This window comes from Chryseobacterium sp. SN22 (assembly GCF_008329705.1).
GTDB lineage: Bacteria > Bacteroidota > Bacteroidia > Flavobacteriales > Weeksellaceae > Chryseobacterium.
The window spans coordinates 1-12,662 of the sequence record NZ_VTSX01000021.1 but is presented as its reverse complement, the minus strand read 5'-3'; the positions used below and the strand labels follow the sequence as shown (position 1 = coordinate 12,662).

General features: G+C 41.3%; 12 protein-coding genes. 4 read left to right on the top strand and 8 right to left on the bottom strand.

Going from position 1 to position 12,662, the window contains the following annotated elements:
* Positions 1 to 71: 71 nt before the first annotated feature.
* From FY557_RS14550 to FY557_RS14540, 3 genes are all read left to right on the top strand, one after another.
* A complete protein-coding gene (locus FY557_RS14550) occupies positions 72 to 422 on the top strand; it encodes a T9SS type A sorting domain-containing protein (protein WP_149247971.1) in 351 nt (116 codons plus the stop codon).
* A 92-nt stretch (positions 423 to 514) separates the two neighbouring features.
* The gene (locus FY557_RS14545; protein WP_149247970.1) at positions 515 to 1,426 is read left to right on the top strand and encodes an ABC transporter ATP-binding protein; all 912 of its coding nucleotides are present in this window, start codon (positions 515 to 517) and stop codon (positions 1,424 to 1,426) included.
* 2 nt (positions 1,427 to 1,428) lie between these two features.
* Entirely contained in the window at positions 1,429 to 2,739 is a 1,311-nt protein-coding gene (locus FY557_RS14540) for an ABC transporter permease (protein ID WP_149247969.1), read from the top strand.
* An 85-nt stretch (positions 2,740 to 2,824) separates the two neighbouring features.
* Here the strand turns inward: FY557_RS14540 and FY557_RS14535 are convergent, their stop codons facing one another.
* From FY557_RS14535 to FY557_RS14500, 8 genes are all read right to left on the bottom strand, one after another.
* Complete coding sequence (locus FY557_RS14535; protein WP_149247968.1) at positions 2,825 to 3,493, bottom strand: porin family protein; 669 nt, start codon at positions 3,491 to 3,493, stop codon at positions 2,825 to 2,827.
* A gap of 17 nt (positions 3,494 to 3,510) precedes the next feature.
* A complete protein-coding gene (gene sucD, locus FY557_RS14530; RefSeq protein WP_149247967.1) occupies positions 3,511 to 4,383 on the bottom strand; it encodes a succinate--CoA ligase subunit alpha in 873 nt (290 codons plus the stop codon).
* 90 nt (positions 4,384 to 4,473) lie between these two features.
* Positions 4,474 to 5,376 (bottom strand): LpxD N-terminal domain-containing protein, encoded by a 903-nt coding sequence (locus FY557_RS14525; protein WP_149247966.1) that lies wholly within the window; start codon positions 5,374 to 5,376, stop codon positions 4,474 to 4,476.
* Positions 5,377 to 5,450: 74 nt separating this feature from the next.
* On the bottom strand, positions 5,451 to 6,014 hold the full coding sequence (gene efp / locus FY557_RS14520) for an elongation factor P (protein ID WP_149247965.1): 564 nt from the start codon (positions 6,012 to 6,014) through the stop codon (positions 5,451 to 5,453).
* A gap of 208 nt (positions 6,015 to 6,222) precedes the next feature.
* The gene (gene lpxA / locus FY557_RS14515; RefSeq protein WP_149247964.1) at positions 6,223 to 7,017 is read right to left on the bottom strand and encodes an acyl-ACP--UDP-N-acetylglucosamine O-acyltransferase; all 795 of its coding nucleotides are present in this window, start codon (positions 7,015 to 7,017) and stop codon (positions 6,223 to 6,225) included.
* On the bottom strand, positions 7,018 to 8,415 hold the full coding sequence (locus tag FY557_RS14510) for a bifunctional UDP-3-O-[3-hydroxymyristoyl] N-acetylglucosamine deacetylase/3-hydroxyacyl-ACP dehydratase (protein ID WP_149247963.1): 1,398 nt from the start codon (positions 8,413 to 8,415) through the stop codon (positions 7,018 to 7,020).
* Positions 8,408 to 9,439: a UDP-3-O-(3-hydroxymyristoyl)glucosamine N-acyltransferase gene (lpxD, locus tag FY557_RS14505; RefSeq protein WP_149247962.1), complete on the bottom strand. Its 1,032-nt coding sequence runs from the start codon at positions 9,437 to 9,439 to the stop codon at positions 8,408 to 8,410. The genes FY557_RS14510 and lpxD overlap by 8 nt, the downstream gene beginning before the upstream one ends.
* 73 nt (positions 9,440 to 9,512) lie before the next feature.
* Positions 9,513 to 10,739 (bottom strand): HD domain-containing protein, encoded by a 1,227-nt coding sequence (locus FY557_RS14500; RefSeq protein WP_149247961.1) that lies wholly within the window; start codon positions 10,737 to 10,739, stop codon positions 9,513 to 9,515.
* A 368-nt stretch (positions 10,740 to 11,107) separates the two neighbouring features.
* Here FY557_RS14500 and FY557_RS14495 point away from each other — a divergent pair, with 368 nt between their 5' ends.
* Positions 11,108 to 12,652: a bifunctional response regulator/alkaline phosphatase family protein gene (locus FY557_RS14495; protein ID WP_149247960.1), complete on the top strand. Its 1,545-nt coding sequence runs from the start codon at positions 11,108 to 11,110 to the stop codon at positions 12,650 to 12,652.
* The last annotated feature ends 10 nt before the right edge of the window (positions 12,653 to 12,662 follow it).

Below are 12,662 nucleotides of genomic sequence, written 5' to 3'. Positions count from 1 at the left end.
ATAAAAAACTATTGCACAGCATTGCAGAATTAGGTAGATTTGTTCAAATATTCCTAAGAAATTATAATTTGATGAGAAAACTTTTACTATTGTTAATCTTTTTAGCCGGTTTTGTTGGATTTTCCAACAATGTAAAGGCGCAAATAAAAGAGCCGGCTGCATTCTCCCAGAAATCTGATGACGGGGTGCTGGTGGCTTATCCCAATCCTGCCAAGGACTTCCTTATCGTAAAAGCAAAAGACCAGAACCTGAAGATTAAAAGCGTGATCTTTTATTCCATTCTCGGCACTCAGGTCGCCAGCTATTCGGTTAACATGAATTCCGGCGAGATCAATATTGAAAAATTAAAGCCCGGTAAATACCTGATCCGGTATATTTTGAGTGACAACACCATGAAGGTCACCCAAATTGTAAAACAATAAATTAAATCCTGATAATCATCAGGATTTTTTCTTTTAGCTTAATTATTCCGTAACTTTCGGAACATTTTTATACTAATGATAAAAACAAATTAATGCTAAAAGCTGAACACATAAGAAAGACTTATAACGCAGGCAAAAAGGTCGCTTTGGATGATTTCAGCATCCATGTTCCGAAAGGCACCGTCTACGGTCTTCTCGGTCCGAACGGAGCCGGGAAAACTTCCTTCATCCGCATCATCAATCAGATTACCCAGGCAGATGCCGGAGAGATACAGATCAATGGGCAAAACCTTAATCCCGACCACATCAAAGACATCGGATACATGCCTGAAGAGCGGGGCCTTTATAAAAACATGACAATCGGCGACCAGCTTCTTTATTTCGGGGAACTGAAAGGCATGAAGAAAAACGATGCTTTACAGGAAGCCAAGAAGTGGTTCGACAAGCTTCATATTGACCAGTGGTGGAAGAAAAAACTGTCTGAACTTTCCAAAGGGATGGCCCAGAAAATCCAGTTTGTGGTAACGGTCCTTCACAGGCCGCATCTTTTAATTCTCGATGAACCGTTTTCCGGTTTTGATCCGGTAAATGCCAATCTGATCAAAGACCAGATCATTGATCTTAAAAACAACGGAACAACCATTATCTTATCGACTCACCGTATGGAAAGCGTGGAGGAAATGTGTGATTATGTGGCATTAATCAATAATTCAAAAAAGATTATCGACGGAAGGGTTTTCGACGTACGGGAAAAATTCAAGAAAAATATTTTCGGGATTACCTTATCTGACGTAAATGCTTCCCAACTGGAGGCTTTCCAGAACCGGTACGAAATTTTTAACCTTACCAATGAAAATAATCTTCTTTCTTTCGATCTTAAAAATGAAGCCGACCAGAACCACATCCTGCTGGATCTGGTAAATGTAGGCAAAGTAAGATCATTCGACGAAAAAATCCCGAGCATGAATGAAGTTTTTATTAATGCGGTAAGCAACAATTCTTAAAGATGAATAACATTTTTTTAATTACAAAAAGAGAATTTCTTACGCAGGTTAAGAAAAAATCCTTCATTATACTTACCCTGCTCGCTCCCATCCTGCTGATCGGTTTCGGAAGCCTGATCGGGCTGATGTTCAAGGCTAATGAGTCGCACAATATAATCGAAGTAGTTGACAAGAACGGGCTGTTTAAAAATCACCTGAAATCTACGGACAAGCTTGATTATGTTTTTGTTTCCGCTGCGGACGAGCAGGCTAAAATGAACACCTTGAAAAACAATGAATCATTGGATGGGATACTGATTCTGCCGGAACTGCAAAACGGAAATTACGATCAGCTTTTGCAGAATACCAGATTGGTAATCAACAATAAAATCGGTTTTGATACCAAGCAGAAGATCGTTTCGGATATCAATGAGGTCATCAAGAAAGAAAAGATCAAGAAACTGGGCATTGCAGAAGTGCAGCTGGATAACCTGGATAAAGGGTTTACTTTAAAAACCATTAATGTTTCAGAGAATAATAAAGAAGATTCCGATCTTACTTTCGGGGTAAAGAGCGTACTGAGCATGCTTTTGATGTACGTGACTTTCATGTTCATTATTATCTACGGAGTCCGGGTAATGAGAAGCGTACTGGAAGAAAAAAATAACCGGGTGGTGGAAATTATCATTTCTTCGGTAAAGCCTTTTGAGCTGATGATGGGAAAAATCCTTGGGGTAACAATGGTCGCGCTGACGCAGTTTGTGGTTTGGATCACGATGTCCGTTATCGGGGCTCTGGTACTAAACACGGGCTTTTCATCAATCCCGAAAAACATTCCGGGCGGTAATGAGCAAATGATGGGTAAATTTGATATTCTGCAGATGGGAACTCAGATTTCCCACAGCCTGCTGGAACTGAATTTCCCACTGATCATCTTTGTATTTATTGTATTTTTCCTGTTGGGGTATATCTTTTACAGCTCCATTTATGCCGCGATCGGCTCTGCGGTAGACAATGAAACCGAAACGCAGCAGTTTACGTTATTCGCTATTTTACCTCTGATGGTTGGGATGTACGGCAGTTTTACATTTATGAATAATCCGGATGGTCCGCTCGGCTTCTGGCTGTCCATTATTCCGTTTACTTCGCCGGTAGCCATGATTGCCAGAATTCCTTATGGGGTTCCGGCGTGGCAGATCGCCCTTTCGATTGTGTTGCTTTTGGGAACAACGATTTTTATGATCTTCCTGGCCGGGAAGATTTACCGGGTGGGTATTTTAATGTATGGTAATAAAGCTACGTTAAAGGAAATCTGGAAGTGGATTAAAGGATAAAAGCTGAGAGATTTGATTTTAAATATTGATAAATAAAAGGCTGTCCCGGAGGACAGCCTTTTTATGTTTCAACCTGAATAAATTTTTAGTTAAAGATATAGCTTAAGGTTACACTAAGTACCTGCTCAGATTTTGATTTGGTAGTTCCTTTCGGCTCTTTGTCAAGACCGGGATAGGTATTGCTGATCCCAAAATCGTATCTTGCAGCAAGTTCAAGCTGTCTTTTATAGCTGTATCCTATGCCTATTCCCAATCCGAAATTAAATTTACTGGCCTTTCCGTTAACATTCGGATACAACGGATCCTGGAAATCCGGGTCGTAATAAGGTCTTATTACCGGTACGTTTTTCACATTCTGGCTCATCAGAAAGTTGAATCTCGGGCCGGCCATTCCAAAGAACTCAGAAGCTGCTTCTGAAAAATATCCTTTAAAATAAATTGGTACGCTAAGGTAATTGTTGGCATAAACTGCGTTGTAGCCATCTACTCCTTTAGCATCTTTGTCCTTACCCGTTTCTCCTGCACCGTAATAGGTAACTTCCGGCTGTAAAAAAAACTGATTCTCGGAACCTATCGGGATCAAAGCCAATACCCCGCCCTGAAATGCGAATCTCGGGCCTGAAGGGTTATGTGCATTTTTTACCCCGGAATAGTTACCCCCGGCAATAATACCGAATCTCGTGCTGCTGAAACCGATCTGCGCGAAAGATATAGCAGAAACAGCTAATGCGGAGGCTAATAAAAATTTTTTCATATGGTTATGTTTTTATGTTATCCTAGAATTTTTGCTACAGTAGCACCGATATCAGCAGGAGAATCTACTACGTGGATTCCGTTTTCTCTCATGATCTCCATTTTAGCCTGCGCCGTATCTTCTGCACCCCCAACAATCGCGCCTGCATGGCCCATGGTTCTTCCTTTAGGAGCCGTTTGCCCTGCGATGAAACCTACAACCGGTTTTGTAGAACCGCTGGCTTTGTACCATCTTGCCGCTTCCGCCTCAAGACCACCACCGATTTCTCCGATCATTACCACCGCTTCCGTTTCAGGATCGTTGATGAATAATTCCAAAGCTTCTCTTGTTGTTGTTCCGATGATCGGGTCTCCACCGATACCGATTGCAGTAGAAACACCAAAACCGGCTTTTACTACCTGATCAGCAGCTTCGTACGTAAGGGTTCCTGATTTTGAAACGATGCCTACTTTTCCTTTTTTGAAAACGAAACCTGGCATGATCCCAATTTTAGCTTCTTCAGAAGTAATGATTCCAGGACAGTTCGGGCCGATTAGTCTGCAGTCTTTGTCAGAGATATAGGATTTTACTTTTACCATATCCGCTACAGGAATACCTTCCGTAATACATACGATCACTTTGATTCCGGCTTCTGCAGCTTCCATGATAGCGTCAGCAGCAAATGCAGGTGGTACGAAAATGATACTTACGTTGGCACCGGCTTTTTCTACCGCATCCGCCACTGTATTGAATACCGGTTTCCCAAGGTGCTCGCTGCCCCCTTTTCCAGGAGTAACCCCGCCTACCACGTTGGTTCCGTATTCGATCATCTGGCCCGCATGGAAAGTACCTTCGTTCCCTGTAAATCCTTGTACAATTACTTTAGAATCTTTGTTTACTAAAATTGACATTTTATTATTTATTTAATTTATTTATTACTTTTTAAATGCAGACAAATTTAATTAAATTTCTTTGATTAAAGATAAATCTAAACAATTTGTTTATTTGAGATTTCTCAGCTTCACTTCTTTTTTCAGATAGGTTTTGAAATCCTCCGCAAACATCCCGATGTAGGTCCCTTTTTCCAGATCACGGTTGACGCCCGTTTTTCCCAGAAGTACGGTTCCTTTTTCAATGGTGTTTCCGGAAGCGATGCCGACCTGTCCCCACAGTGTTACTTCATCGCCGATGATACAGCAGCCTGCTACTCCAACCTGAGAAGCGATAAGGCATTTTTTTCCGATTACCGTATCGTGTCCGATCTGGATCTGGTTATCCAGTACGGAACCTTCCCCGATTATTGTAGAATCGGTAACGCCTCTGTCGATGGTACATCCGTTTCCGATCTCTACATTGTTTTCAATTACCACATTCCCTACGGAGATCAAACGGTCGAAATTTCCGTTGAGTTTCCGGTAATAAAAAGCATCGCCACCCAGGACCGTATTGGCCTGAATCACGACATTATCACCGATTACCGTCCGGTCGCCGATCACTACATTCGGGAAAATAAGGGTATTCTTTCCGATCTTTACATTATTGCCGATCACTGCGGAATGGTGTATGTGGGTTCCTTCACCGATTTCTACATCATGAAGCTCTTCCGTGAAGTTGCAGATTCTTGTAAAGTGGGTATTGATCTTATTAAAATCCCGGAACGGATCATCCGAAACCAGCAGTGCCTTTCCTTCCGGGCAGTCTACTTCCTTATCGATCAGGATGATGGTAGCAGCGGAATTTAATGCCTTATCGTAGTATTTCGGGTGGTTCACGAAAACGATGTCACCGGGCTGTACCCTGTGGATTTCATTGGTGCCCAATACTTCAAAGTCTTCCGGACCTACAAGCTTCGCTCCGACCAGCCCGGCAATGGTTTTGAGTTTTTGTGGAGAATGGAACCTCATAAATAATAGATTTTCTTATAAAACAAAATTCGGAATGCAGAGGCAAACCGAATTAATGTAAATTTTATTTAAAATTATTTTACTCTTTCAAGATAAGAACCGTCTTCAGTGCTTACTTTGATTTTGTCTCCCGGTTCGATGAACAGAGGAACCATTACTCTTGCTCCTGTTTCCACGATCGAATTTTTCAGGGCATTGGTAGCAGTGTTTCCTTTTACTCCCGGATCTGCTTCCACCACTTCCAGATAAACCGACTGCGGTAATTCTGCAGAAAGAGGTGTTTCATCAGCTTCCTTAAGGATGATCGTTACTTCTTCCCCTGCTTTCATCAGGTTGGAGTTTTCAATCATTTCTTTATTAAGGTAAAGCTGAGAGAAATCATCATTGTTCATAAAGTGGAATCCGTTTTCATCATCATAAAGATACTGGTACTTTCTGGTGATTACTTTTACCTCATCGATTTTGTGACCTGCAGAGAAGGTATTATCGATTACTTTTCCGTTGGTTACAGACTTCAGTTTTGTTCTTACGAAAGCGGGGCCTTTACCCGGTTTTACGTGAAGGAACTCGATTACTTTATAAATATCATTGCTGTACTCGATGCACAAACCTTTTCTGATATCGTTACTTGTTGCCATTCGTATTGTATATAATTATTTTCTTTTATTCAATTGTATGCCCTGACCGTTGGTCTGCATCCTGTAAAGATTATTGCTGTTGAAAGAATTGAAGCTTAGCCGTTTTCCCTGTTTTCAGTCCTTCCGTTTGCTGCGCAGACAGAAATGATGCGGCGGAAAGCACGATAAATAAAGCGGCTAATTTCATCCGGTTCGTATTTTTATCCGATTATTCCCTTTCCTTTCCCGTTCCATATCCTTTTACGATCCCTCTCGGTGAATTCTGGATAAACTGAAGGATTTCATCTCTTTCAGCCGTTGGCAGCATCTCTTTTTCAATGTACAGCAATGCCTGGGAAACATTCATTTTCAGCTGGAAGATCGCACGGTATATTTTCTGGATTTCAAAGATTTTCTCATTGGTAAATCCTCTCCTTCTTAACCCTACGGAATTAATTCCCGCATAGGACATCGGCTCTCTGGCTACTTTTACATAAGGCGGAATATCTTTTCTCACCAATGTTCCTCCGGAAATCATCACATGCTTACCGATTTTCCCAAACTGATGTACTGCGGAAAGGCCTCCCATTACGGTATAATCCCCGATTTCAACATGGCCTGCAATTCCGCAGCCGTTGACGATGATTACGTGGTCTCCGATCACACAGTCGTGTGCGATATGGGTAGTTGCCATAATCAGGCAGTTTTTACCGATCTTGGTATAGCCCAGTGCTTTTGTTCCGCGGTTTACCGTGACACACTCCCGGATGGTGGTTTCGTCATCGATAATCACCTGGGTATCTTCGCCGTCGAACTTTAGGTCCTGAGGAATCGCAGAGATTACCGTTCCCGGAAAAATCCGGCAGTTTTTACCGATCCGGGCTCCGTCCATAATGGTAACATTAGGGCCGATCCAGGTTCCCTCCCCGATTTCTACATCCCCTGCAATGGTAGTGAATGGTTCTACGATTACATTTTTGCTGATTTTCGCACGCTTGTCTACGGCTGCTAACTGATGAATCATTTAATCAACTTTATTTTTTGCAACTTGGGCCATAAGCTCTGCTTCTACTGCTACCGTATCTCCTACGTAACCGTATCCCTGCATATGAACAATTCCTCTTCTGATCGGCTCTATCAATTCAATTTTAAAGATAAGCGTATCTCCAGGAATCACTTTCTTTTTGAATTTTACCTTATCGATTTTGATAAAATAAGTAGAATAATTTTCAGGATCCGGAACACTTGCCAGTACCAGGATGCCTCCGGTCTGTGCCAAAGCTTCTACCTGCAAAACCCCCGGCATTACCGGTTCTTTCGGGAAGTGCCCAACGAAGAAGGGTTCGTTCATCGTTACATTCTTCAGCCCTACCACATGGGAATCCGAAAGCTCAAGAATTTTATCGATCAATAAGAACGGGGGTCTGTGTGGCATCAGCCTCATGATCCCGTTAATGTCGAATACCGGTTCTTTGGTTAAATCAAAATCCGGAACGTTTTTCTTTTTCTGAAGCTTCCACTGACGGTTCAGTTTTTTGGCAAACTGTGTATTCACGTAGTGTCCCGGTTTATTGGCAATGACTTTGCCTTTTATTTTTACACCTGCCAGAGCGAGGTCACCAATTACATCGAGTAATTTGTGTCTTGCCGCTTCGTTGGGATAATTTAACGTCAGGTTATCAAGGATTCCGTTCGGTCTTATGGAAACATTGTCTTTACCGAAGGCCTTTTTCAGCTTTTCAGTTGTTTCAGGTGTCAGATCCTTATCTACATACACAATCGCATTGGAGATGTCTCCCCCTTTGATCAATCCGTGATCCAACAGCATTTCCAGCTCATGTAAGAAACTGAATGTTCTGGCCGATGAAATTTCTTCTTTAAATTCTGAAATATTTTTTAGAGTAGCATTCTGGGTTCCCAGTACTTTGGTCCCAAAATCCACCATGGTCGTCACTTCATAAGTATCGGAAGGAATAATCGTAATTTCGGATCCGGTTGCCGGGTCGCTGTAGGTAAGTACTTCTTTTACTACAAGATATTCCCTTGCAGTATTCTGCTCAACGATTCCTACAGTTTCTATGGCTTCCACAAAGAATTTTGAAGATCCGTCTAAGATAGGAGGTTCGGAAGCATCCATTTCCAGAATGGCATTATCCACATCACACCCTACCAAAGCAGCAAGAAGATGCTCGCAGGTATTGATTTTAACACCCAGTTTTTCCAATGTGGTTCCTCTTTCTGTGGCTACAACATAGTTTACATCTGCTTCGACCTGGGGATGCCCTTCAAGATCGGTTCTTACAAAAACAAAACCTGTGTTTTCCTTGGCAGGCTTTATGGTTAATTTTACTTCTTTACCTGTATGAAGTCCGATTCCGGAAAGGGTCACTTCCTGCTGAAGTGTTTTTTGCATATCACTCATTAGTTTTATCTTTTGAGTTATTCTCAAGATTGTTTATTCTTTTTACGATTTCAGGAAGGTTTCTGAAATGGACGTAGCTTCTGAGGTAATCATTATAGCTGATGGCCGGCGATCCGTAAACGGTATCCTTATCGTTTACATGGGTATTCACGCCACTCTGCGCCTGGATTTTCACCTGGTTTCCTATTTTGATATGGCCTACGATGCCAACCTGCCCGCCGACCTGGTTCCAGTCGCCGATGGTGGTAGAGCCGGCGATTCCCGCCTGTGCAGCGATTACGTTGTTCTTTCCGATCTTTACATTATGGGCAATCTGGATGAGATTATCGATCTTGGTTCCTTTCCCGATAACGGTAGAACCGATGGTCGCCCGGTCGATGCTGCAGTTGGAACCGATTTCCACGTCATCTTCGATAATGACATTTCCCAGCTGCGGAATTTTTTTGAAACCTTCCGGTGTTGGCTGGAAACCGAATCCGTCGCCACCGATCACTGTATTGGAATGTACAATGCAATTATCGCCGATAATGCAATAGTCATAAATTCTGGCTCCGCTGTCAATTTTACAGTTTTTTCCGATCTTTACCCCTTTGCCGATGTATACCTGCGGGTAAATCTGGGTTCCTTCGCCGATTTTAGCTTTTTCAGAAATATAAGTAAAAGTTCCTATATAGACATTTTCGCCTATGCCTGCCGTTTCATGAATGGAAGCTCCGTCTTCAACACCGCTTTTCCGGCCCTGCATCTCCTGATACAGGTTCATCAGAATCTGGAACGAAAGATAAGCATCCTTTACGGCAATAACGGTAGGAATATAAGTATCTTTTGATAAAAGGTTTTCCGAAACAATAATCACAGAACACTTTGAAGTCTCCAGATAAGGGATAAACCGATCCTGTGCTATAAAAGAAAGATGCCCCGTTTCCCCGCCTTCAATGGGTGAAACTCCAGTAATAAGCGCATTTTCGTCACCTATTATTTTTCCGTCAATAAAACCTGCAATCTGCGAAGCTGTAAATTCCATATTCTGCAAAGATAAGAAATTCTGTAATTCGCAAACATTTTTTAATTTTAGGATTTTGAATTTTTAATATTCTTTAAGAAACCAAGCCTGCAACATCCCTGGGAAAAGTAAGGATATAGCGTTGGGTTTTATGAACCATCAGACCCGACAGCAGCTGGTCTTCGGATTCGTCCAGCCTGATCTTTTTCCCGTTCTTCTGAAGGAGGTAGATCGGCTGTTTTTCGGTATCGTAAGGAAGGAGTTTTCTTTTAATCTCATACACCAGTTCGTTTCCGTTATCGATTCCGAAAAATTCATTTACATTTTTTATTTTTTCTTCAATAAATTCCGCACCAAAAGGATGGGATGAAATAATGGTTTTCGGGAGATTTCTCTGAATTACACATGTACACCAATAGGACAGGATCATATCATCAACATTCTGCCAGTTCTTCATAGCCTGGATGACGTCGTTGTCATCGAGCTGAGTGAACCGTTCCACATCTTCATCGGTAGCGGCACTTTTTTCACGGTATAGAAAATACTTAAGATTTTCGGTAGTCGGCAGATCAATGCCCTGAGAAACCAGATATTTTGCCCTTTCAAGAATTTTAACCAGAATAAATTCAGCCAGTGCAGAGGTTTTATGGTAATAGACCTGCCAGTACATAAACATCCTGGCGGTCAGGAAATTTTCAATGGAATAAATTCCTTTGGCATCAATTACCAATTCTCCGTCATCGCAGACATTCATCATCGAGATGATACGCTGGGTATTGATATTGCCTTCGGAAACTCCTGTAAAGAAGCTGTCGCGTTTCAGGTAATCCAGCCTGTCGACATCCAGCTGGGAAGAAATCAGCTGATTAAAGAATTTCCGGTGGTATTTCCCCTGAAACATTTCAATCGCGCAGGAAAGCTCCCCGTTGAACTGATCATTCAGGCGGTTCATCAGCAGCAACGAAAGTTTTTCGTGGTGCCAGTCGTCCATCAGCATACATTCCAGCGCATGGGAAAACGGGCCGTGGCCGATGTCATGCATCAATATTGCCAGCATGGCCCCCTTTTCTTCCTCCGGCGAGATACTGATTCCTTTTTGTTTCAATGTTTCCAAAGCTGTGAACATCAGGTGCATGGCACCCAGAGCATGATGAAACCGGGTGTGTGTTGCCCCGGGAAAAATCAGGTTCAACAAACCGGTCTGCCCTATCCTTCTCAGCCGCTGGAAGTAAGGATGCTCGATAATATCAAATAAGATTTCGTGAGGAATTTTGATAAATCCGTGAACGGGATCATTGATGATTTTTAGCTTATTCTGCATTGGAAACGTCAGTATTTCTAACAAATTTAGGCATTTTAAATTTTAGATCCGATTAAATTTCATTAAAACGGATCTGTATTTGCAGGGATGCGAACTTTTAATATTTAGGTTTAAATTCAAGTTTAATAAAGATATCTGATCCATTGAAATAAAAGATGCTGTTGAATCCCGAGGATAATTAAGTGCTTTTATTGAAAACGAGCGATTCTTATTCCTGTTCGAAATTTTCCTGATTCAACTGCTTTAAAAATCGCAGAAATATTGGGTTATTTCATTAACTTATATTTAACTTTACGTCTGCGCATTTTGGCAGATTTTAAATATAAATGGTCAGCAATTTGATACAATAACCGTGTAAAAAATTAATTATGTCGGAAAAGATATTATGGATAGATGATGAAATAGATTTACTTAAGCCTCACATCGTTTTTCTTGAAAAAAAAGGGTACCAGGTAACACCTTTAAACAATGTAAACGAAGCCCTTGAACTGATGGATTCGGAGAAATTCGCCTTGGTCCTGATTGATGAGAATATGCCGGGAATTTCCGGCCTGGAAGCCATCCCTATGATCAAGGATAAAGATAATTCCCTGAAAATTGTGATGGTTACAAAGAGCGAGGAGGAGCATATTATGGAAGAAGCCATCGGCTCACAGATCGCCGATTATATTTTAAAGCCTGTAAATCCGAACCAGATTTTATTATCCTTAAAGAAAAACCTTCAGGAAGATAATCTGGTGGAACAAAAAACCATCCTCCAATACCAACAGGAATTCAGAAACCTTTCTATGGAGCTTTCATACCTGAGAACATATCAGGAGTGGGCGGAATATTATAAAAAAATCCTTAACTGGGAAATTAAGTTTGATAAGGTAACGGACAATGAGTTTGCAGACCTGCTGCAATCACAAAAAGAAGAGGCCAACATCCAGTTTGCAAAATTCATTGAGAAAAATTATGAAGACTGGCTGCATGATTCCGATAAACCAATGATGAGCCATACGCTTTTCAAAGAGAAAGTGAAGCCTGAAGTAGAAAAAGAAAAGGTTTTGCTATTAATGGTAGATAATCTGCGCTATGACCAGTGGAAGATGGTGGAGCCTTTATTTACAAAATATTACAATAAAGTTTCTGAAGATTATTATTACAGTATTCTCCCAACTGCTACCCAATATGCAAGAAATTCTTTTTTTGCAGGTTTAATGCCTTCTGAAATTGAAAAGCGGTTTCCGGACAAATGGTTCAATGATAATGAGGAAGGAAATAAAAATGAATACGAGCGGGATTTCCTGGAAGACCAGATGAAAAGAATCGGGCTGGGCTCCAAATCGATGAAATATTTAAAAGTCCTGAATGCGGATTTCGAGCGGAAGATTTATGACGATTTCAACCAGCATAAAAACAACGACCTGTTGGTGATCGTTTATAATTTTATCGATATCCTGTCCCATGCGAAAACGGACAACCATATTGTGGACCAGCTGATCCGTGATGACAAAACATTCCGGTCTTTAACACTGAACTGGTTTGAAAATTCATCGCTGCTGAAAATTATTAAAATAGCGGCAGAAAGCGGCTTCAAATTGGTAATTACGACGGATCACGGAACCGTTTACGTAAAAAAACCAAGTAAAGTGGTTGGAGACCGGGAAACTTCCACCAACATCCGTTATAAAACCGGAAAGAGCTTAACATATGATGACAGCGATGTATGGGCGATTACGAATCCGGAGAAACTATTTTTACCGAAAGGGAATTTAAGCTCAAAATATATTTTTGCAAAAAATAATATTTTCCTGGCGTATCCTAAGAATTACAATCACTTTGTGAATTACTATAAGGAAACCTATCAGCACGGAGGAATTTCACTGGAAGAATGTATTATTCCGATCAGTGTTCTGGAACCTAAATAGTTTTGTTTAA

Bases quoted from the DNA above. Each gene is read 5' to 3' on its own strand.
- FY557_RS14550 (WP_149247971.1), top strand. From the start codon at position 72: ATGAGAAAACTTTTACTATTGTTAATCTTTTTAGCCGGTTTTGTTGGA.
- FY557_RS14545 (WP_149247970.1), top strand. From the start codon at position 515: ATGCTAAAAGCTGAACACATAAGAAAGACTTATAACGCAGGCAAAAAG.
- FY557_RS14540 (WP_149247969.1), top strand. From the start codon at position 1,429: ATGAATAACATTTTTTTAATTACAAAAAGAGAATTTCTTACGCAGGTT.
- FY557_RS14535 (WP_149247968.1), bottom strand. From the start codon at position 3,493: ATGAAAAAATTTTTATTAGCCTCCGCATTAGCTGTTTCTGCTATATCT.
- sucD (WP_149247967.1), bottom strand. From the start codon at position 4,383: ATGTCAATTTTAGTAAACAAAGATTCTAAAGTAATTGTACAAGGATTT.
- FY557_RS14525 (WP_149247966.1), bottom strand. From the start codon at position 5,376: ATGAGGTTCCATTCTCCACAAAAACTCAAAACCATTGCCGGGCTGGTC.
- efp (WP_149247965.1), bottom strand. From the start codon at position 6,014: ATGGCAACAAGTAACGATATCAGAAAAGGTTTGTGCATCGAGTACAGC.
- lpxA (WP_149247964.1), bottom strand. From the start codon at position 7,017: ATGATTCATCAGTTAGCAGCCGTAGACAAGCGTGCGAAAATCAGCAAA.
- FY557_RS14510 (WP_149247963.1), bottom strand. From the start codon at position 8,415: ATGAGTGATATGCAAAAAACACTTCAGCAGGAAGTGACCCTTTCCGGA.
- lpxD (WP_149247962.1), bottom strand. From the start codon at position 9,439: ATGGAATTTACAGCTTCGCAGATTGCAGGTTTTATTGACGGAAAAATA.
- FY557_RS14500 (WP_149247961.1), bottom strand. From the start codon at position 10,739: ATGCAGAATAAGCTAAAAATCATCAATGATCCCGTTCACGGATTTATC.
- FY557_RS14495 (WP_149247960.1), top strand. From the start codon at position 11,108: ATGTCGGAAAAGATATTATGGATAGATGATGAAATAGATTTACTTAAG.